Raw genomic sequence first — 18,437 nt, 5'->3', positions numbered from 1 at the left:
ACTCCTTTGCTAGATGGGCGACGGGCGAATCTTGTGCAAAGGCAGATGTTTTGTAAAATAGATAATTCATCTTGAATTGTTCACATTTAGAGAATGGTTAATGAGAGACCTGAACTTCCACCACCTCTACTACTTCTGGATGGTGGCCAAAGAGGGGCACCTGACGCGGGTGGCGAAGCAACTGCATGTCTCCCAGTCCGCCCTGTCCTCGCAGATTCGACAGTTGCAGGACCAGCTGGGCCATGAGCTGTTCACCCGGGAAGGCCGGGTACTCAAGCTCACCGAAATCGGCCATGTGGTGCTGGAATATGCGGAAAGTATCTTCAACCTGGGCAGTGAGCTGCTGTCGCTCACGGAAAGTGGCGATTTTCTGCAACTGCGCAGGCTCCGTGTGGGGTCCGTGGCGACCCTGTCGCGGAATTTCCAGGAAAACTTCCTGCGCCCCATCATCAGTGAGCCGGAAATCCGGCTGGAGATACGCTCTGCGACCCTGGAAGAACTGCTTGAGCTGCTCCGCATACACAAGCTTGATGTGATTCTCTCTAACCGCGCCGTGGTGTCGGATTCGTCGGCAACCCTGCAGTGTCAGAAAATCGCGGAACAACGGGTCTGTATTGTCGGCCCGCCCGGTGAGGCGGCAAGGAAGTTCCAGTTCCCGCAGGATCTGGCCTCAGCCAGATTGTTATTGCCGGGCCCGAGTAGCGAAATCAGAAGCCAGTTCGATCTGCTGATGGGGCAGCTGGGGGTCAAGGTGGATGTGGGGGCCGAGGTGGATGATATGGCGATGTTGCGGCTGCTGGCGCGGGATTCCGGGGCGCTTGCCCTGGTGCCGGAAGTGGTGGTGCAGGATGAGCTGCATAGCGGCACCCTGGAAACCTACTGGGTGCTGGAGGATATCGTGGAGCATTTCTATGCGATCACGGCCGAGCGCCATTTTGAGTTGCTGCCCTTGAAAGCCTTGCTGGAAAAATCCCGTGGCGATGTCGCCTGACCGTGTTCGCTGCAAGTGTCCCGTGGCCGGCGATAACTCAAGTCGAACGCCGCTGCTTGGCCAGTTTCTCCAGCCACATCAGCGTGTCCACCTGGGTGACCAGATGATCCAGGTAGGCCGGGGAAAGGTCGCGCAGGGTTTCCAGGGCGCGGCTGACCAGGCGATGGGAATTGAGCGGGCCGGCGTCGCTGGGGGTCTGGTGAATGGCCTGCTCGATGCGCTGACGCTTCCGCTGGCTGTGCTGTTTGGCGCGCACCTGGCGCAGGGCTTTCAGTTCCCGGGGGCGGCCGTCCGTCACCGGTGCGCTGGGCGTTTCCACCCCGTGGCTGGCCAGCACGCGCTGTTCCTGCTGTCGTAACAGGGCAATGACCGGGTCGCTATCCGGCTCTTCCTCTTGGGCGTCCTGGCTGCTTGTATAGCTTTCCTGCAGGGCAGTGAAAGCCGATGGGGCCTGTGAGGTTTGACGGCTGCGAAGATGCCGCAGCAGGGCTTTCAGATCGCCTTGTTCCCGCAGAGCCGCAAAGCTGTCGGTCAGCCCATGCTCTGCCAGCTGCGCATCAAGCTGTGCCCCTTCTCGCTGAAAGTCCGCCTGAAAACCTGTCAGTGACGCGCGCAACCGCGCAAGCGGCGAGGGGCTCACCCGTGCCAGTTTCGTCAGGCGTTCGCTCTGGGCTTCCAGGTAGCGGAAGCGGGCCGGGGCATAGCGGTGGGCGCCCTGTTCGCGCAGGGCCGCCAGCTGTTGGTGAATGGCACTGAGTGCGGTATCAGCCATTGCTGTCGGTTCCCTGTGCCTGTTGCTGGGCGGTCCGGGCCGCGGCGCCCTGGCGGGGCACGGTGGTCAACTCCACGCGACGGTTCTGGGCCCGGGTGGTATCGCTGTCGTTGGGCACCACCGGCTGGTGGGGGCCGAAGGCGGCGGCGAACACCTGATCGGCGGGCATACCCTGGTTGATCAGGGTGCGCGTGACCGTGAGTGCCCGCTGGGCGGACAGGCCCCAGTTATCCTGGTAACGGCGGTTGCCACGCTGGATCGGCAGGTCATCGGTGAAGCCGCTGACCATCAACAATTCATCGTGCTGATCCAGAAAGACCTGCAACGGTTTGGCCAGATCGCGCAGCAACTCCTCCCCCTCGGGTTGGAGCTGGTCCGAGTTGAGCTGGAACAGCACGCTGCCACTGATGCCGATACGGCCGTCGCGGAAGGTGACCCGGCCACTGGCCAGGGGATCGGCCAGGGCCTCTTCCAGGGCCTGGCGGCGCTGCTCCTCGGCCACCCGCCGGGCCTTTTCCTCTTCCAGGGACTGGCTCAGTTCCAGCTGGATACCGATGACCCACACCAGCACCAGCACCAGAATGCCCACCAGGGCGGCCATCAGATCGGAAAAGATGGCCCAGACTGGCGAGCTGTCGCTGTCGTGAAGATCGTCCATCAGTTGACCTCGCTGGCCGGGCGTTCTTCGCTCTGGGCCACATTCTTGCCGGCGCCGTTGAGTGTGCCCAGGGCATCAATCACTTCCTTCTGGGACGCCATGCTCAGCTCAATCACCTCACGGGCCTGCTCCACGTAGTAGTTGAGCTGTTCATCGGCGCGGGTGGAAGACTGCTCCAGGCGGCTTTCCACCTGTTGCAGGTTATCCAGCAGCTTGTCGTTGGCCTCGCTGAATACCTGCACGGCGGTGGCAAAGGCATCACTGAGGCTGGCCACCTCGGCGGCGCTGCCGGACACATCACCGGCCACCTGGTCGAGCTGTTCGCTCTGGGCGCTGACCTGCTGGGCGAAGGTGTCGCTGACCTGGGTGAGGGTGTCGCTGGCGGCGGTGATCAGGGTTTCGATGGCCTCGCGCTGGGCGCCGGCGGCATCGCGCTGGCTGCTGAGCAGGGTGTCCAGCTCGGCCATGATGCGGCGGCGCTCTTCCAGCAGCTCGTTGTCCCGTTCGCTACTGCGGGTCATCTCTTCGCGCAGGCGGCTGATCACTTCTGCGGCGGCCTTCGGGGTCTCCGAGGCGGTCTCGATCAGTCGGGTCATGGGCGCTTCCAGGGCGGTGCCCAGGCGACCCAGGTGTTCGCTGACGGTGCCTTCCAGTTGTGCCAGACGCTCGCTGGCGGCCTCACTACGGCCCGCTTCCGCATCCCGCAAGGCAACAAGCTCCTCGCGCACGGTGGCCACCAGGGTATCAATACCGGATTTCTGGCCGTCCAGCAGGCCGGCGGCGCTGGTCTGGAACTGCTGGTTGTGCTCGCTCAGGGCGTTGCGCAGTTCGCTGACCAGGGTGGCGCCGGATGCCTGCTGGGCGTCGATGCCGTCGCGCCACTGGGCGGCGGCTTGCTCGCTGACCGCCCGGAACTGGCCGGTGATGGCGGTGAGCTGTTCTTCGCTGGTGCGGGCCAGTTGCTGCTGGGTGTCGCGCACTTCCTGCAGCAGGCTGTGGCCGGTGTCTTTCTGCTCAGCCAGGCCTTGCTGCCATTGTTGCAGGGCTTGCTCACTGGCACTGCGGAACTGCTCGGCAATGGCCGCCAGTTGCTGCTCGCTGGCGTTACCCAGCTCTGACTGGGTGCTGCGAACCTGTTCCAGCAGCTGGCTGCTGTTGTCACGGAACTGATCGTGGTGGGCGGCCAGGGAGGTGCTGATGTCGCTGACCAGGCGGGCGCTGGTCTGCTGATGCTGATCGAGCCCCTGCTGCCAGTGTTGGGCAGCGGCTTCGGTGGTCTCGCGGAAGCGTTCGGTGAGGGTGGCGAGCTGCTTCTCGGTGATCGCGTTGAGCCGTTCGTGGGTGCCCTGTACCTGCTGGCTGAGGCCGGCCAGGGATTGCTCCATGATCGGCTGGATGTTTTCCACCGCCATGCGGCTGCTTTCCGCCAGGGTTTCCTTGAGGGACTGGCTGACCGACTCCGCCAGGGTGCGGTACTGGTCGGTGAGGGTGTGATGAAAATCCTGCTGGTTACGGGTCAGGGAGTCGCTGAGCTGTTCGCCCATCTGTTCCATGCGCCCGGTGAGCCCCTGCAGGGCGCTGACCAGTTCCGGGAATATGCGTGACTGGTCCTGCAGGGCGCTATAGGCGGACTGGCGCTGGTGATCCAGGGAGAAGGCATGCAGCTCCAGATCCACCCGGTCGTCCAGCTTGCGGGACACGGTCATGCGGTCGCGGCGGCACAGGGCGGCGCTGAGACCGAGCATGGCGGAGGCGGCCACACCGGCAATGGAGGTGCCGAAGGCCAGACTGAGCCCGGCGATGGGGGCGGCCAGGGCACTGCGGATGGCGGTCAGTTCGCTGCTGCCGTCCAGGGCGGTGGCGGCCCCTTGCAGGGTGACGATCATGCCCACGAAGGTACCCAGCAGCCCGAGCATGACCAGCAGGCCGGTCAGGTAGGGGGTGAGCTGGGGGCCGGGCAGTGGCGCCGGGTGGCCGTCGATGCGACGCTGCACCGCGTGGCGCAGGCTGCCGGGCAGGGCCTTTAGCCAATGGTTCAGGCCGTCGCGGCTGTCGGGCAGATCCTCCAGTTGCCGGTCCAGGGTGGCGGTGGTGCGGCGAAAGCGCAGCAGCTCGGCAAAGCCCAGGGTGTAGGCGGCGGCGATGATCAGGGTCACGGTCAGGGCCACCGGGTTACTCAGAAAGGTGGCGGCGATCCAGACCACGGCGATGGCGCCGAGCAGAAAGGGGACAGCAAAAAGAAAGCGTCTCATACGGTCTTGCTTACCTCGTTATTGATGGACTGGGTGTCCGTCGCGTCAGCGGCGAGGGCATCCAGCAGGCCGAGTACCGGTTCCTGGCGGGCATCCAGCTCGGCGAGTAACAACAGTTGCAGTTCGCGCCGGAACTGGCCCAGCCAGCCTTGCGGGCTGAGCCAGTCCTGGGCGGTGTGAAAGGGATCACGGGTATCCCACAGGGTGCGATAACGTTTTTCCAGGAAGCCGGGCAGGGCGCCAAAACAGTGACGGACATAGCCGGCCATACTTTGTTCAAACACCGCGTCCAGTTCCGCCAGCCGGGCCATGGCTTCACTGTGACTGCCAAGCAGCCGGCGGGCCCGCTGGCGCAGGTTGCTGAGCCCGGCGATCATCTGCCGTTGGTGGGCCTGGTAGAAGCGTTCGTAGGCGCCGAAGGTGGGGCGCTTGTCGGCCGGGGCATCGTCTCTGAGCGGTGGCAGCGGAATCACCGAGGCGGCCTTTTCCCCGGCGAAACTGCGGCTCAGATGGGCCAGCAGGGTGTCGCGGGTTTTCAGCAGGTCCGCCTGCAGTCGCTCGGTGGCGTCCGGTCTGGCGTCGAACGGGCCCTTGGGGCGGTACTGGTTGGCCCCGTCCAGGGCGATGGCATCGGACAGATCGAACAGTCGCCCCAGACGCTCGGCAAAATCCCCATGGCTGGCCCGGGCGGCCTTGCGGTCCAGCTGGGTCAGCAGCGCCACCAGGCGGCTGCCGGCGGGACCGGATTGGGAGGATGTGTGCGTCCTATGCATACTCTTGGTTATCCATGCTGCAGGGTATACGCGAGCGAGCCGGCCATTCTAATCGGGAAAGGGCGGGGATGATAATGCGTCTGTCGGTTGCGCGCTGCTGGCGACAGTGGGGGCAGGGTGGTGAAATGGGTTCAGAAGGCGTTGACGGTGTTTCTGGAAACCGGGTCCGGGATTGAGCGGACTCGGGCTGGTAGTGGGTGGCGTAATGGAGGGAGCGAGATTGTGAGCGAGATGGGGAATCTGACCTTGATGGCGGACTATAACCGCTGGATGAACGAGCAGCTCTATGCCCTGGCAGCGCCCTTGGGTGAGGTGGCATTACGTGAGGATCGCGGTGCCTTTTTCGGCTCCCTGTTCGCGACGTTCAGCCACATTCTGGTGGCGGATATCATCTGGCTGAAGCGGTTTGCCCGGCATCCGGGGTGTGGTGCTGGCCTGGCATCGCTGGATAGGGTTGCCTGGCCGGAGGCCCTGGACGCTCAGCCCTGTGCGGATTTTGCGGCGCTCCGGGAGCGACGCGCGGAACTGGATGCGCTGATTGCCGGCTGGGTGCCGGGGCTGACCCCGGCGGACCTGGATCAGGCGCTGGCCTACACGAATATGAAGGGGGAGCCGGGGCATCGCCGTTTTGGCAGCCTGCTGCTGCATTTTTTCAATCACCAGACGCATCACCGGGGGCAGATCACCACGCTGCTGAGCCAGGCCGGGGTAGCGGTCGGGGTGACGGATCTGCTGGTGCGGATCCCGGATCAGGATTAGCCATGCTGCATTGCGATGATCACGATTACCTGGAAATTGCCTGTACGTTTCGTCTGCCGGTCAGGCTGGTATTGAAGGAAGGTGGCAGCCTGGAGGGTGTTGCCCGGGATACCGGTTATACCCCTGACAGGCAGGAGTGTCTGTTGCTGGAGGTGGACGGTGAGCGTCAGCCTGTGATCATGGCGCAGATCAAAACGCTGATTGCCCTGCAGGATAATCCGCATTTTTCTGTGGTGGAGCTGGGATGACCCTGTCGCTTTGCCGGTTTGCCCTGGCATTCATCTGGATCTATCAGGGCATTGTTCCAAAATGGCTGGGGCCTCACGACGATGAGCTGGCCATTAACCAGGTGTTGGGTGCCAGCCACGAACAGGCGGTGTGGATTGCCTATGGCGGCGGGGCACTGGAGGTAGGGTTGGGTCTGGCAATACTGGTGTGGTGGCGCCGCCGCTGGCCGTATCAGTTGTCGGCACTGGGTATCGGCCTGTTGTCCGTGTTCGTATTGTGGCTGGCGCCGCAGTTTCTGTTGGCAGCGTTCAATGCGGCGACGGTGAATGCGGCGATTCTGGCGTTGTCGATGATCGCGCTGGTGGAACTAAGACGCTCTTGAAAAAGGCGTGTCTGGTTGTGGAAAGGAGGCAGAAGGCCGTCGCTGATTCTGCGGCCTTTCGCCCACCTAAATCTGCGACTCGATGGGTAGCAGTGACAGCAACCAGACGCGAAAGCGTTGCCAGCCGGAGGTTTCCGGATCGCGGTCCAGGGTGATGGGGGTGCCGTCATCGGTGGCCTGCCATTGCAGCTGCTGTTCTTCATCCAGCGACAGTTGCCAGGCGGAGTCGCTGGCCACCCAGCGATCAAACAGGTCGCTGAGTTGCTGATTGAGAGACGGGCTCTCAATCAGCAGACCCACCTCGGTATTCTGTATCAGCGAGCGGCCATCCAGATTCACCGAGCCAATGAAGCTGCGGTCATCATCAATCACCAGTGTCTTGGCATGAAGGCTGGCGCGGGACTCACCATGAAACCAGCGCATGCGCTGGGGCTGGCCGGCTTCCGCGCGCAATTCCCACAGTTTCACACCATGTTCCAGTAACGGCCGCCGATAGCGGGAATAGCCGCTGTGCACGATGGCCACATCCGTGGTGCTGAGGGAGTTGGTCAGGATGCGCACGTCCACCCCGTCCGCTTCCTTGTCGGCAAACAGGGCCACCCCCCGTTTGCCCGGCACAAAATAGGCCGAGCTGATCAGCAGGCGGTCACTGGCGCTGTTGAGGATTCGCTTGAGGTCGTTCAGCAGGTACTGGTCGCGGGGGATGTCGGCTTGCGGAAGCACTTTTTCCGGAGGATCGGCATACAAGGTCGCCAGCCCCCAATCCAGCGGGATCTGACCGGCAATCAGTTGCCGGCCCAGGCTGGAGCCGCGCAGGGCATCGACAAACTCGCTGTCCTGCTGCTCCGCCAGAAAACCGCGCAGAAATGCCCGCAGCGCCTCCAGTGACATGTCCGCGTCGTCCGCATCCAGCACCCGGTCCACGGTCAGGGTGGCCCGGCTGTTCCAGTAGTCATCGAAACTTTGGGTGCCATCGCGAACGATGGGGCCGGCGGCGAGGACATCCACGTCCTGAAAATCCACCAGGGTGTTGGAAAAATATTCATCGGCCAGGTTGCGCCCGCCGGCAATCATCACCAGCGAGTCGGCCAGCATCAGCTTGTTGTGCATGCGGTGATTGGAGCGGCTGAAGGTGGCGGCCATTTCCATCAACCGCAGTGGGCCCTGTCGTGTCTTGACCGGGTTGAACAGGCGGATCTCGATGTTGGGGTGGCTATGCAGTATCGCAACCAGGGGGTTGTCCACCCGCGTGCCCAGATCATCGACCAGTAATCGCACCCTCACTCCCCGGTCCGCCGCTTCCAGTAACCGGCTGATGATGATTTTCCCGGTGGTGTCGTTACTGAAAATGTAATACTGCAAATCCAGTGAGGTCTGGGCCTGCTCGATCATGGCGACGCGGGCCACAAAGGCAGAGAGGCCATCATCGAGCAGATAGAAACCGGATTGCGCATCGCTCTCCCGGTCTTTCAACGCTGCCTGTCCGGCGTCTGTCAGCGGGGTGTGGGCCGGTGGGGCCAGGGAATAGCTGGCCGTGCGCTCGCCGGGATCAAAACTGGCGCAGCCCTGGGCGAAGAGGACACTGACAATCAGGGCTGCCCAAAAGGGAACGGGGTTACCATGGAACATGCGCGTGGCCCTGTTGCTTGCTAGTCGTCTTGATCGTTCTTGTCATCCATGTTCCGGGATGCTGTGCGGGCATCTTCCAGGGCAGCAAACTGTTCCGAAATCAGTGAGCCTACTTCCTGATTGACCTTGCGGATGGTGTCGTACACCAGGCCGATGGTCTTGCGTTGTTTTTCTTTCAGGCTGCCGGCCTGTTCTTCAAACAGGCCCAGTTTTTCCAGCGCGTCAAAGGGGAGCCCGGCGATGTGTTGGTGCACCTCTTCCACGGTGGTAGCGCCGTCCTCGATGGCTTCCTGAATCATGTCCTTGAGCAGTTCTGCTCGTTCAACGGTTTTCTTCATTTCCTGAGTGACCTGTTGATGAAATCATTCATTGCAATGTAACGGAAACCCCCGGCTACAGCCACAATTGCGGGTTGTGACTGACCGATTGTCAGACGTAATAAACGGTTACAGGGCATTGCCTTGACCACCGTCGAGAAATGGGGCCAATCTGGACACGGATTCATCGCAATCATGCAGAGACTTCCAAGGAGCCACACCATGGAAAATGCCAAGCAGATGCTTGCCGACATCAAGGGCAAGCTGGATGAACTGGAAACGGAGCTGGAGCAATTGGAGGCTCGGGGCGTGGGCGCCAACGGCGATGCGGGTATCGAAGCGGAACGTCACCAGTTGGCGTTGCAGGATGTGCTCACGGATTTGCAGCAGCGCATTGATGAGTACCATGAGCTGGCGGACATGGATGCTGATGGCCAGGGCAACTGGCAGCAGCTGGACCGTGATCTGAAGGATCTGAATAACGATCTGTATGGCGCCAACTGACTGTCGACCAGGCGCATCCGCCATGTTGGCTCTGTCATGACCAGGGTGGCGCCACTTTTCTTACTTGCCCGGTGTTTGCCATGACCGGGCTGAGTCTCCGGGCGGAAACCCCGGCGGATATTCCTGCCATTACCGCGTTGATCAACGCGGCCTTTGCCAATGTGACCCACAGTGATCAGCGCGAAGCCCAGATCGTTGATCTGCTACGCCAAGAGGATGCCCTGGTGGTGTCGTTGGTCGCCGAGCGCGATGGCGACCTCCTGGGTCATGTGGCGGCATCCCCGGTGACACTGTCCGACGGTAGCCGTCGCTGGTTCGGCATTGGCCCGGTGTCGGTTCTGCCGGACTGTCAGGGAGAAGGAATCGGCTCGGCACTGATGCAGGCGGCCATCGCGGCGTTGCGAGAGCAGGAGGCCGCCGGTTGTGTGTTACTGGGGGACCCGTCCTGGTATCTGCGCTTCGGCTTTGTGGCCACACCGTTGCTGCGCCTGCCCGGGGTACCGGCGGAATATTTCCAGGCGTTGCTGCTGGACGGGGACTGGCCGGATGCCCGGGTGCATTACGATCCGGCGTTTGCCGGCTGATTTCACGGGGTTACCTGACCAGCAGTTGTCCCAGCCCCAGCACGGCAATGAAACCGATGCTGTAGGCCACCAGCAAATACAGGAAATAGCGCAGATAGCTGACAAAGGTCAGTGCTTCCACCTTGCTCATGGCGATCACCCCGGCGGCGGAGCCGATGATCAGCAGAGAGCCGCCCACGCCCACCGAGTAGGTCAGCGACAACCATTCCGGCAAGGTCATCTCGATACCGGAATTAAGCAGTGCTGCGGTGAGCGGCACGTTATCGAACAGGGCGGAGGCGATTCCCACCAGGAAGTTGGCGGCCACCGGCGGCATAAGATCATACAGGGCCGGGAAGTAGGCCAGCATGCCCAGTTCCTTGAGCATGCCCACCAGCAGCAAGACCCCGAGAAAGAACAGCAGGGTGTCAAATTCGATCTTGCGGATATATTCCAGTACCGGTTCATCCTTGTTCAGGAACTGCACCACCAGGAACATCAGCGACAGACCAAACAGGAAGCACAGTACCGGCGGAATGCCGAAGGCCACATTGGCGCCAATGGTGCCGAGGATGGTGGCAAAGAACAGCACGGCAATGACCTTGTCACCCCGGTCGATTGTGCTTTCCTGTTTCTGAATCACGACCTCACCGTTGAGCCCCAGTGACAGCATGCCGGCCAGCACGGCCACAGCGCCGGCCGCGGGCAGGCTGAGCAGTAGCAGATCGGGGATTTCCACCTTGTCGGCCAGGAAGATCATCAGTGTAGTGACATCCCCGGTGATCAGGGCGGTGCCCCCGGCATTCACGGAGAACACCACCAGCACCACATAGCGCAGCAGCTTTTCCGCCGGTAGCTTCAGGTTCATCAATACCGCAATACACACCAGGGTGGCGGTGATGTTGTCGGCCAGGGACGAAAACAGGAAAGCGAACAGGCCGGTGAGCAGCATCAACTTGCGTTCACTGATATGGGTAGGCAGCAGACGGTTGACGATACTGTCGATGATGCCCTTGCCGGACAGATAGGCCACAAAGGTCATGGCGGCCATCAGGAACAGCCACAGGGTGGCAATATCCAGCAGATTCTCGTCCAGCCTTTCCATCAGGGCTTCGTGGCTCAGGTGTGCTGGCGGAGCGATGAAAAACAGTAACCAGGCCAGGGAGCCGAAGAATAATGTGGTCTTGGCCTTGTCGATGTGGACCATGTCTTCGACGACAATGGACAGAAAACCCAGTGCAACCAAAATCAGTAAAACGGTGCTCATGACGGCTATCTCGCAGGACAGGAGGTGGCGGGCGGCGGTATTCTAGGTCTTTTGTGAACCGGGTTCATCATCCAATTCCGTGTTTATCCACTGTGAACGCATCCGGGATGCAAAAAAATCCCCATGAAATGGCAAATTTGCGCCTTGCCCCTTTAAATTAATGAGAATAGTTCGCATTATTGTGGGCTGATAGTTTCGGGCGCCCCTGTGACGGGTGTCTTTTCACTTGCCGTTTCACGATTTTAGAGGAATTCCATGCTGTCCCGTGTCTCTATCGGGGGCCTGTTGCTGGCCTCTCTGCTGCTCTCTGCCTGCAGTGATGAACCTGCTGCCACTTCGACACCGGCTTACGACGAGGCCCGTGCCCGGCTGGTGATCGACCACTACGCCGACATGGCGCTGGCGGCCTACAGCGATGCGCTGAGCGAGGCCCGCGAACTGCGCGAGCACATCGATACCCTGCTGGCGCAGCCCAGTGAAGAGACCCTGGCCGCTGCCCGTCAGGCCTGGCGTGATGCCCGGGTGCCCTATATGCAGACCGAGGTATTCCGGTTTGGCAATTCGGTGGTGGACGAATGGGAGGGCCAGGTAAACGCCTGGCCGCTGGATGAAGGCCTGATCGATTACGTGGCCGACGATTACCAGGCGGTGATGGGTAACCCGGGTGCCCGCGCCAATATCATTGCCAGCCAGTCGTTGAAAATCGGCGAACAGCAAATGGACCTGAGTGAACTGACCCCGGAGCTGCTCGCCAGTCTGAATGAGCTGGGTGGTTCGGAAGCCAACGTGGCCACCGGCTATCATGCCATCGAGTTTTTGCTCTGGGGGCAGGACTTGAATGGCACCGGCCCGGGTGCGGGTGAGCGTCCTGCCACGGATTTTGCCACCGGCGACAGTGCCACCGGCGGACACAACGCCCGTCGTCGTCAGTATCTTGAGGTGGTTACCGATCTGTTGATTGCGGATCTGGAAGCCATGGTGGCTGAGTGGCAACCGGAACAGGATAACTACCGGGCCGAATTGGCGGCGGGCAGTGTGGAAGACGGTCTGCGCAAGATGCTGTTCGGCATGGGCAGCCTGTCCCTGGGTGAGTTGGCCGGCGAACGCATGAAGGTGGCATTGGCCGCCCATTCGCCGGAAGACGAACATGATTGTTTCAGCGACAACACCCACTTCTCCCATTTTTACAACGGCAAGGGGATCGAGAATGTCTACCTGGGTGAGTATCAGCGGGTGAACGGCGAGACCCTCAGTGGCCCGTCGCTGAGTGAGCTGGTTGCCGCCAGTGAGCCCCAATTGGACCAGGCATTGAAGACGGACCTGGATGCCAGTGAAGCGGCCTTGCAGACGCTGGTGGACAGTGCCGCCAAGGGTGTCCACTTTGATCAGTTGATCGCCCCGGGCAATGCCGAAGGTGCCGCCACCGTTAACCATGCCATCGATGCCCTGGTGGTACAGACCGCCAGTATCGAGAAAGCGGCTCTGGTACTGGATATCCAGGCCCTGAACCCGGACACCGCAAACCACAGTTTCTGAAAACGATTCTTTTTCGGATCTGGTAACATAGCGCCGCCTCCGGGCGGCGCCGTGGAACCCAATGGGTCGTTGCGTCGTTACCGAAGTCCCGCACTATCCAGATAGAAGGATGCCTGTAACTTGCGATATCTCTTGCTGACCCTGGCCCTGGCCACCCTGCTGGCTGGCTGCGATCAGGGCCCGACGTTCACGGAAGCGGAGCCCGGTGAGCACCTGTCTGCCGGTGAAGGCACGGTGACCAAGACGGACCAGAATGCGTTTTCCCTGCCATTGGCCAACCTGCCGCCGTCCCGTCGGCTGGATTTCAGTGTCGGCAACAGTTTTTTCCGTAATCCCTGGGTGATCGCGCCGGCTTCCACGGATGCCCGGGATGGGCTGGGCCCCCTGTTCAATACCAATGCCTGCCAGAATTGCCACATCAAGGATGGCCGTGGTCACCCGCCGGCAGCCGACGCCAAACAGGCGGTATCCATGCTGGTCAGGCTGTCGGTGCCCGCCGCTGCTGATGACGATTTGACCCGCAGTGGTCTGGTACCTGAGCCCAACTATGGTGGCCAGTTCCAGGATGCGGCGATCCCCGGTGTGGAGCCGGAAGGACGGGTGCGGGTCACCTACGAATTCGAGACGGTCACCTTTGCCGATGGCCACCAGGTGGAACTGCGCAAGCCGCGTCTGAACTTTTCTAACCTGGCTTATGGCGACATGCATCCTGCTACTCTCTTTTCGGCACGGATTGCACCACCCGTGATCGGGCTCGGATTTCTGGAGGCGATACCGGAAGCGGATCTGTTGGCCTATGCCGATCCCGATGACGAGGATGGCGATGGCATCAGTGGTCGCGCCAATCGGGTGTGGGATCGCGCTGCGGGTGCCACGGCCATGGGCCGCTTCGGCTGGAAAGCCGGTCAGCCCAGCCTGCGTCAGCAGAATGCGGAAGCCTTTGCCAACGATATGGGGCTGAACAGCCATCTGGTGCCCACGGATTCCTGCGCTCCCAGCCAGGCCGACTGTCTGGCCATGCCTAACGGCGGAGAGGTAGAGGTCAGCGACAGCATCATGGACAGCGTGCTGTTCTATACCCGCAATCTGGCCGTACCGGCCCGCCGCAATGTGGATGACCCCCAGGTCCTCAAAGGCAAGTCGTTATTCCACCAGGCCAATTGCCAGGGCTGCCATGTGCCCAGCTTCACCACCGGCAACGATGCCGCGGAACCGGAGTTGGCCAACCAGACTGTCCGCCCCTATACCGATCTGTTGCTCCACGACATGGGGCCGGGTCTGGCGGATGGCCGTCCTGAGTTCCTGGCTAACGGTCAGGAGTGGCGCACACCGCCGCTGTGGGGCATTGGTCTCACTGAAGCGGTGAATGGCCATACCCAGTTCCTTCACGATGGTCGTGCCCGCAATCTGATGGAAGCGATTCTCTGGCACGATGGCGAGGCCGCCGCTTCCCGGGACAAGGTGCTTACCTTCAATGCCGAGCAGCGTGCGGCCCTGCTGGCCTTCCTGAATTCCCTGTAGCCCATTCGCTGTGATGCCGAGGTTTCCCATGCAACGCCTTATTCTGCTGATCACCACCCTGGCGCTGGCCGCCTGCAGCGATCCCCGTCAGGAGGTCACGGCGCAGCTGGCGGACCAGGTGTTGCTGCCGGCGCACCAGCAATGGCTCCGCAGCAATGAGGTGTTGCTGGAAACGACCCGGGCTGGCTGTGCCGGCGAACTGGCGCTGGCAGAGATCAAGCAAGCTTTCCACCAGACCCAGTCCGCCTGGTCCCATCTGCAACCGTTGATGGTGGGCCCGTTGTCCGAAGGCAATCGCAGCTGGCAAGTCCAGTTCTGGCCGGACAAGCGCAATATGGTGGCCCGCCAGACCGAGTCCCTGCTGGATGAAGCGCCAGAGCTGGATCAGCAACAGCTGGATGACGCCAGTGTGGTAGTGCAGGGGCTTACCGCTTTCGAATATGTGCTCTTCGATGAGCAGGTTGCTATCCGCGAGCGTCGGGATCGCTACTGCCCGTTGCTTGTGGGCATTGCTCGCCATCAGCAGGCCCTGTCTGCGGAAGTGGTTACCCTGTGGCAGCAGCCGGAGGGAATGCTTGAGCAGCTTACGACGTTCCCCAATGGGCGCTATGCCAATGCGGATGAGGCGCTGGGTGGCATCCTCCGTGTGCAGATTACGGCGGTGGATACCCTGAAGAAGAAGCTGGGGACACCGATGGGGCGGCTCAACCGCGGGGTGCCGCAGCCCTACCAGGCGGAAGCCTGGCGCAGCCGTCGTTCCACAGAGAACCTGATTGCCTCTCTGGAAGGGGCACAAGCGGTGTGGGAACGGGTCCGCTCCCTGGTCGGGGATGCGCAGCTGGTGGCTGACATTGATGAGGCCTACCAGCGGGTTCACGATCAACTGGATGCCCTGCCGGCGCCCCTGATGGAGATCGTGCAGGACCCGGACAGCCAGGCGCAGCTGCAGTCGCTGTATCAGGATCTGGATACGCTGGAAACGCTGCAGCAAAGTGACCTGGCCCGGGACTTGGGTATTCAGCTCGGTTTCAATGCCAACGACGGCGATTGAAAGCAGGAGCGAGTTGAAAGTTCAACGTTAAAAGGCGCGGGATAGCCGTTTTGACCATTAAAGGTCGTGCCCGCGATTCACTGCGTGCGTGACTTCGCTGCGCCGGATTCCTTCAGCGGGGTTTGGCTAGCTTTGTGGAGAGACGTTATGCCACTGACACGACGACAGTTGCTGGGCTCCGGTGCGGCAGTGGCTGCTGTGGCCGCCCTCGGTGGCTGGACGCTCTGGTCCGGACGCGGTCAATCACCGCTGCTGTTGTCTGCCCGTAATGATGCGGCCGGAAAACATTACGCGGTGGGTTACTTTCTCGATGGCCAGCGGGCCTTCGCCACGCCTGTCGCAGAGCGCTGCCACGACATCTGTCGGCACCCCTTGCTGCCCCTTGCCCTGTTTGTTGGCCGCCGCCCGTCTCGGGAAAGTTATCTGGTGGACCTGCGTGACGGTACTCTGCTACAGACCCTTCGCAGTCAGCCGGACCGCCACTTCTACGGCCATGGAGTGTTCCACCACAGGGGGCAGTGGCTCTACACCACGGAGAACGATACGGCCGAGCCGGGGCGGGGAGTGCTGGGGCGTTATCGTCTGGAAAACGGCAAGCAGCTGATCCATGACGGCGAGGTCTCCACCCATGGCGTTGGCCCGCATCAGCTGGCCTGGCTGCCGGACGGTGAATCCCTGGTCATCGGCAATGGCGGTATACGGACGGAAGGGGGCAGCCGTGAGGAAATGAACCTGGACGCCATGGCGCCGAGTCTGGTGATCATGGACCGCCACGGTGAAAGGCTCAGCAAGGAAACCCTGCCGCAACAGCAGAACAGTATTCGCCATCTGGCCGTGGCCAGTGACGGCACCGTGATTACCGGTCAGCAGTACCATGGCCCGGCCTGGGACAGTGTGCCGCTGTTGGCCATCAAGCGTCCCGGTCAGCCCTACCAGCCGTTTCCGGTCAGCAACCGCCAATTGGCAATGATGAAACAGTATACCGCCAGCATTGCCATCCATAGCGAGAAGCGACTGGTTGCCATGACGGCGCCGCGGGGCAATCGTTTCTTTATCTGGGATCTGGATTCCGCCGCCACCGTGGTGGATGTCCCCATGGCTGACTGCGCAGGCGTGGGTGCGGTTCCTGAGGGGTTTGCGGTCACATCAGGACAAGGAAAATGCCGTTTCTTCAAATGCCAGGCCGGGGGAACGGATAGTGAATGGTTGGATTTGCCTGCAGCATGGTGGGATAACCATATGGTTATTGGGTAGTGTTTGAGCGAGGTGTCTATTGCCGAAGCAGGGCAATCGCTGTGCCACTGCTGTCTTTAAAATCTTTGGGATCTTTTGTAATTATGATAGACGCGTCTTGTCGCGCCATGCTTTAGTTTCAGCTCTAATCACATTTTCTGGGAATGGCATCGTGATACAAAAGATTTTTTTGATTGCCTGCATCGGGTGCGTAGTGCTGATCGCTTCTGTCACCTCTGCAGAGACCTCTGTTGAGGAGCGCTCATTAGTATTCCGGAACGTCAAGATTTTCAATGGTGAAGATCTTTCGCTTTCAGAGCTTTCAGATGTGCTGATCACCGGCAATCAGATAAGCCGGATATCGTCATCAACCATAGATGTTGATGATGATATCCGAGTCATTGACGGTAAAGGCAACACCCTGATGCCCGGGCTGATAGATGCTCACTTCCACATGATGCTTGCTGCTGCCCCCTTGAGTGTCGCACTTGCTGGCCCGGAAGGTTATCTAAACCTGCTTGCCGCTCAGGAGGCAGAAAAGACACTGATGAGAGGCTTCACCAGTGTGCGTGATCTTGCTGGTCCGGTTTTCAGTATCAAGCGTGCTATTGATGAAGAGCTTATTGTCGGGCCAAGAATCTGGCCATCCGGCGCGATGATTTCCCAGACGGGAGGCCATGGTGATTACCGTCATACCAATGAATTGCCTCGGTCATCCGATGGCCATTTGCATTATTCTGAACAGGTTGGCGGAGCTGCTATTGCGGATGGCCCTGATGAGGTGATTCGTCGTGTCCGGGAGCAGCTGATGCTCGGGGCTTCACAAATCAAGCTGGCCGCCGGTGGTGGGGTGTCTTCCAATTACGATCCCATTGATGTTTCTCAGTATACAGAGGAAGAGTTCAGCGCAGCGGTGGCTGCCGCTGAAAACTGGGGCACCTACGTGACCGTTCATGCCTACACGCCAAGAGCGGTTCAAACAGCGATCCGTGCTGGCGTGAAGGTGATTGACCACGGTCAGCTGATTGATGAAGAAACCGCAAAGTTGATGGCAAAAAAAGATATTTGGTTGAGTCTCCAGCCCTTTCTGGATGATGAGGATATCACCGCATTTCCTGATGGTTCTGAGAACCGTGAAAAGCAATTGTTGATGACTCGTGGAACGGACACGGCCTATGCCCTGGCAAAAAAATATAAAATCAAAACAGCTTGGGGGACGGATACTCTTTTTGATGCCAAGCTTAATGAGCGGCAGGGGGCTCAGCTTGCCAAAATGGTTCGTTGGTACAAGCCAGGAGAAGTGCTGAAAATGGCTACCAGCACCAATGCAGACCTGCTTGCGCTATCGGGAAAAAGAGCTCCGTATCAGGGTAGGTTGGGCGTGGTCAAGGAAGGCGCATTGGCAGATTTGATTCTGGTCGATGGAAACCCTCTTGAAAATATTGATTTGGTTGCTGATCCCGAGAAAAATTTTCTGGTGATAATGAAGGACGGGAAAATCTACAAAAACATTGCCCAGTAATTTTCTGTGCTGATAGAGAGCAGGGAGCATGCTGCCCGAACGGCATGCTCCCTGAGCGTATCAGTCGTGCCAGTTGGATACCTTGCCGGAGCAGACCCAGTCCTTGGAGCCTTTTTCCACCCCGATCCAGTTATAGCTGTAGCGGCCATTGGCGTTACTGGTGGACCAGCTCTTGGTGTTACCCGCTGAAATACCGGACGCGCCGCAGTCTTCCGAGCCGTTATTGCGCTCATTGCAGAAGCGGGCATAAATCCGGTTGTTGCAGGTATTGCGGAAGGTAACGGTGAAGCGGCCTTCGGTGTACTGGCTCCATTTGGTGTCATGCACCACCATGCAGGGGCCGCCCCGGCTGTTACGGCCATCCCAGCAGGTGTCTTCATCCAGGCTGGAGTAGTAGTCCGCAATGGCAAACTGTGAGGCGAGCAGTGTGGCAATGCCAAGAGTCCATTTCATGATCTTCCCCTTTTCTGTCCATCATT

At 60.4% G+C, this 18,437-nt stretch carries 19 protein-coding genes; 11 read left to right on the top strand and 8 right to left on the bottom strand.

Translation table 11 applies throughout. The features are described from left to right. Nucleotides 1-100: 100 nt before the first annotated feature. Nucleotides 101-991, top strand: a complete 891-nt coding sequence (locus C4S63_RS06790) for a LysR substrate-binding domain-containing protein (RefSeq protein ID WP_103917113.1) — start codon at nt 101-103, stop codon at nt 989-991. Between the two features lie 37 nt (nt 992-1,028). On the opposite strand, the gene C4S63_RS06785 is transcribed toward C4S63_RS06790, so the two are convergent. Genes C4S63_RS06785 through C4S63_RS06770 form a run of 4 tightly spaced genes read right to left on the bottom strand, consistent with a single transcriptional unit; the run spans nt 1,029 to nt 5,446 of the window. Next, complete coding sequence (locus C4S63_RS06785; protein ID WP_103917112.1) at nt 1,029-1,763, bottom strand: DUF2894 domain-containing protein; 735 nt, start codon at nt 1,761-1,763, stop codon at nt 1,029-1,031. Next, nucleotides 1,756-2,421 carry an OmpA family protein gene (locus C4S63_RS06780; RefSeq protein ID WP_062815357.1) on the bottom strand — a complete coding sequence of 222 codons (666 nt, stop codon included), beginning with the start codon at nt 2,419-2,421 and terminating at the stop codon, nt 1,756-1,758. Before C4S63_RS06780 ends, C4S63_RS06785 begins: the two co-directional genes overlap by 8 nt. After that, complete coding sequence (locus tag C4S63_RS06775) at nt 2,421-4,673, bottom strand: DUF802 domain-containing protein (protein WP_103917111.1); 2,253 nt, start codon at nt 4,671-4,673, stop codon at nt 2,421-2,423. The genes C4S63_RS06780 and C4S63_RS06775 overlap by 1 nt, the downstream gene beginning before the upstream one ends. Further along, nucleotides 4,670-5,446 carry a DUF3348 family protein gene (locus tag C4S63_RS06770; RefSeq protein ID WP_234999955.1) on the bottom strand — a complete coding sequence of 259 codons (777 nt, stop codon included), beginning with the start codon at nt 5,444-5,446 and terminating at the stop codon, nt 4,670-4,672. The genes C4S63_RS06775 and C4S63_RS06770 overlap by 4 nt, the downstream gene beginning before the upstream one ends. Nucleotides 5,447-5,677: 231 nt before the next feature. Between C4S63_RS06770 and C4S63_RS06765 the strand changes: the two genes are divergently transcribed. The 3 genes from C4S63_RS06765 to C4S63_RS06755 are packed head-to-tail and all read left to right on the top strand — an operon-like array spanning nt 5,678 to nt 6,815. Further along, entirely contained in the window at nt 5,678-6,205 is a 528-nt protein-coding gene (locus C4S63_RS06765; RefSeq protein ID WP_200819528.1) for a DinB family protein, read from the top strand. Between the two features lie 2 nt (nt 6,206-6,207). After that, the gene (locus tag C4S63_RS06760) at nt 6,208-6,453 is read left to right on the top strand and encodes a Rho-binding antiterminator (RefSeq protein WP_062815361.1); all 246 of its coding nucleotides are present in this window, start codon (nt 6,208-6,210) and stop codon (nt 6,451-6,453) included. Next, nucleotides 6,450-6,815, top strand: coding sequence for a DoxX-like family protein (locus tag C4S63_RS06755; RefSeq protein ID WP_103917108.1), 366 nt, complete (start codon nt 6,450-6,452; stop codon nt 6,813-6,815). The genes C4S63_RS06760 and C4S63_RS06755 overlap by 4 nt, the downstream gene beginning before the upstream one ends. A gap of 66 nt (nt 6,816-6,881) precedes the next feature. Here the strand turns inward: C4S63_RS06755 and C4S63_RS06750 are convergent, their stop codons facing one another. Both C4S63_RS06750 and C4S63_RS06745 read right to left on the bottom strand, forming a co-directional pair. Then, on the bottom strand, nt 6,882-8,444 hold the full coding sequence (locus C4S63_RS06750) for a phospholipase D family protein (RefSeq protein ID WP_103917107.1): 1,563 nt from the start codon (nt 8,442-8,444) through the stop codon (nt 6,882-6,884). Between the two features lie 20 nt (nt 8,445-8,464). Next, nucleotides 8,465-8,782: a hypothetical protein gene (locus C4S63_RS06745; RefSeq protein WP_063508405.1), complete on the bottom strand. Its 318-nt coding sequence runs from the start codon at nt 8,780-8,782 to the stop codon at nt 8,465-8,467. Nucleotides 8,783-8,983: 201 nt separating this feature from the next. Here C4S63_RS06745 and C4S63_RS06740 point away from each other — a divergent pair, with 201 nt between their 5' ends. After that, entirely contained in the window at nt 8,984-9,265 is a 282-nt protein-coding gene (locus tag C4S63_RS06740; protein WP_103917106.1) for a hypothetical protein, read from the top strand. An 80-nt stretch (nt 9,266-9,345) separates the two neighbouring features. Then, complete coding sequence (locus tag C4S63_RS06735; protein WP_103917105.1) at nt 9,346-9,849, top strand: GNAT family N-acetyltransferase; 504 nt, start codon at nt 9,346-9,348, stop codon at nt 9,847-9,849. Between the two features lie 10 nt (nt 9,850-9,859). Here C4S63_RS06735 and nhaD read toward each other — a convergent pair whose 3' ends face one another. Next, on the bottom strand, nt 9,860-11,095 hold the full coding sequence (nhaD, locus tag C4S63_RS06730) for a sodium:proton antiporter NhaD (protein WP_063508408.1): 1,236 nt from the start codon (nt 11,093-11,095) through the stop codon (nt 9,860-9,862). Between the two features lie 255 nt (nt 11,096-11,350). On the opposite strand from nhaD, the gene C4S63_RS06725 reads away from it, so the two are divergent. The 5 genes from C4S63_RS06725 (at nt 11,351) to C4S63_RS06705 (ending at nt 17,958) form a co-directional block, all read left to right on the top strand. Further along, nucleotides 11,351-12,631 (top strand): imelysin family protein, encoded by a 1,281-nt coding sequence (locus C4S63_RS06725; RefSeq protein WP_103917104.1) that lies wholly within the window; start codon nt 11,351-11,353, stop codon nt 12,629-12,631. A gap of 120 nt (nt 12,632-12,751) precedes the next feature. Continuing rightward, nucleotides 12,752-14,152: a di-heme oxidoredictase family protein gene (locus C4S63_RS06720; protein WP_103917103.1), complete on the top strand. Its 1,401-nt coding sequence runs from the start codon at nt 12,752-12,754 to the stop codon at nt 14,150-14,152. A 28-nt stretch (nt 14,153-14,180) separates the two neighbouring features. Further along, complete coding sequence (locus C4S63_RS06715; protein ID WP_103917102.1) at nt 14,181-15,203, top strand: imelysin family protein; 1,023 nt, start codon at nt 14,181-14,183, stop codon at nt 15,201-15,203. A gap of 147 nt (nt 15,204-15,350) precedes the next feature. Beyond that, on the top strand, nt 15,351-16,457 hold the full coding sequence (locus C4S63_RS06710) for a DUF1513 domain-containing protein (protein ID WP_103917101.1): 1,107 nt from the start codon (nt 15,351-15,353) through the stop codon (nt 16,455-16,457). Between the two features lie 151 nt (nt 16,458-16,608). Beyond that, the gene (locus C4S63_RS06705) at nt 16,609-17,958 is read left to right on the top strand and encodes an amidohydrolase family protein (protein WP_234999954.1); all 1,350 of its coding nucleotides are present in this window, start codon (nt 16,609-16,611) and stop codon (nt 17,956-17,958) included. Between the two features lie 60 nt (nt 17,959-18,018). Here the strand turns inward: C4S63_RS06705 and C4S63_RS06700 are convergent, their stop codons facing one another. Next, nucleotides 18,019-18,411 (bottom strand): hypothetical protein, encoded by a 393-nt coding sequence (locus tag C4S63_RS06700; protein ID WP_062815372.1) that lies wholly within the window; start codon nt 18,409-18,411, stop codon nt 18,019-18,021. Nucleotides 18,412-18,437: the final 26 nt, after the last annotated feature.

Origin of the sequence: Alcanivorax sp. DSM 26293, from assembly GCF_900107995.1 — a bacterium.
Classification (GTDB): domain Bacteria; phylum Pseudomonadota; class Gammaproteobacteria; order Pseudomonadales; family Alcanivoracaceae; genus Alcanivorax.
Note: the sequence above shows the minus strand (reverse complement) of the source record. Positions and strands in the feature narration are given on the sequence as shown.